The sequence below is a fragment of the Streptomyces atratus genome (assembly GCF_014648655.1).
Taxonomy (GTDB): domain Bacteria; phylum Actinomycetota; class Actinomycetes; order Streptomycetales; family Streptomycetaceae; genus Streptomyces; species Streptomyces atratus.
Map to the genome: position 1 here is coordinate 1 of NZ_BMRN01000157.1, position 1,698 is coordinate 1,698.

Below are 1,698 nucleotides of genomic sequence, written 5' to 3' on the forward strand. Positions count from 1 at the left end.
GGAGCGGGTGGAGGCGGTGTTGCGGCCGAAGGTCGAGGCGGCGCTGAATCTCCATGAGCTGACTCGGGACATCGACCTCGACGCCTTCATCCTCTTCTCCTCCGTGGCCGGCATCTTCGGCAACGCGGGACAGGCCAACTATGCGGCGGCCAACGCCTTCCTCGATGCCCTCGCCTCGTACCGCAGGGCCGAGGGCCTGCCGGCCCAGTCACTCGCCTGGGGCTTCTGGGACGAGGCCAGCGGAATGACGGGCAAGCTCTCCGGTGCCGAACGGTCCCGTATCTCGTCCGTGGGCGGCGTCTTCCCTCTCTCCTCCGAGATGGGCGTGGCCCTGTTCGACGCGGCCCAGCAGTTGGCCGAGCCGGTCGTCGTCCCCGTCCGACTGGACCTTGCGGCAGTCCGCGCGCAGGGAGACAGCAGCCGGGAACTCTTCCGCACACTGGTGCCCGCCGTCACCCGCCGCAAGGCCGGCGGTGGCAAGGTCGAGGCGAACGCCCTCCAACAGCGCCTGGCCGGTCTCGCCGAGCCCGAGCGAGAAGCATCCATGCTCGAACTCGTCCTTGAGCAGGTCGCTTCCGTACTCGGCTACAGCTCGCTCCAGGCCATCGAACCGGAGCGGGCGTTCAAGGACCTCGGCTTCGACTCGTTGCGCGCGGTGGAATTCCGTAACGGACTCGCGGAAGCCACCGGGCTCCGTCTTCCGGCAACCGTGGTCTTCGACTACCCCACCCCGATGTCCCTGGCGCGGTACCTGCTGAGCGAGGTGGCCGGCACGGTCAACCTGCCGGAGCGCGCCGCCGGTGCACCGGCCTCCGCGCCCGCCGTCCACGCCGACGATCCGATCGCGATCGTCGGGATGGCCTGCCGCTACCCGGGCAACGTCGGTTCGCCCGAGGACCTCTGGCAGGCGGTCGCGAATGGCGCCGACCTCATCTCGGACTTCCCCGCCGACCGCGGCTGGGACCTGCGAAAGATCTACGACCCGGAGGGCATCCGTCCGGACACCAGCTACGTGGCCCGGGGCGGCTTCCTCGACGACGCGGCCGGGTTCGACCCGAGCTTCTTCGGGATCAGCCCCAACGAGGCGCTGATCATGGACCCCCAGCAGCGACTCCTGCTGGAGACATCGTGGGAAGCATTCGAACGGGCTGGTATCGACCCGCTCTCCCTCAAGGAGAGCCGGACCGGCGTCTTCGCCGGGATGATGTACCACGACTATGCCCACAACGCGAGCACCGGTGGCATCGCCTCCGGCCGCATCTCCTACGTCCTGGGCCTCGAGGGCCCGTCGATGACGGTGGACACGGCGTGCTCCTCGTCGCTGGTCGCCCTGCACCTCGCCATTCAGGCTCTGCGCTCCGGGGAGTGCTCGCTCGCCCTGGCCGGCGGTGTGGCCGTCATGTCCGAGCCCGAGGTATTCGTGGAGTTCAGTCGGCAGCGTGGGTTGGCGAAGGACGGGCGGTGCAAGTCGTTCGCGGGTGCGGCGGATGGTGCGGCGTGGTCGGAGGGTGTGGGGGTGCTGTTGGTCGAGCGGCTCTCGGATGCGCGGCGGTTGGGGCATGAGGTCCTGGCGGTGGTGCGGGGCAGCGCTGTCAATCAGGACGGTGCGAGTAATGGGCTGACGGCTCCGAACGGTCCGTCGCAGCAGCGGGTGATTCGGGCGGCGCTGGCTGATGCGCAGATTTCTGCCGATCAGGT

Annotated in this window: 1 protein-coding gene; it reads left to right on the plus strand. The window is 69.1% G+C overall.

Annotated features, from left to right (window positions below; all coding sequences use genetic code 11):
- A partial coding sequence (locus IEZ15_RS43770; protein ID WP_194535987.1) for a beta-ketoacyl synthase N-terminal-like domain-containing protein occupies positions 1 to 1,698 on the plus strand: 1,698 nt, incomplete at both ends.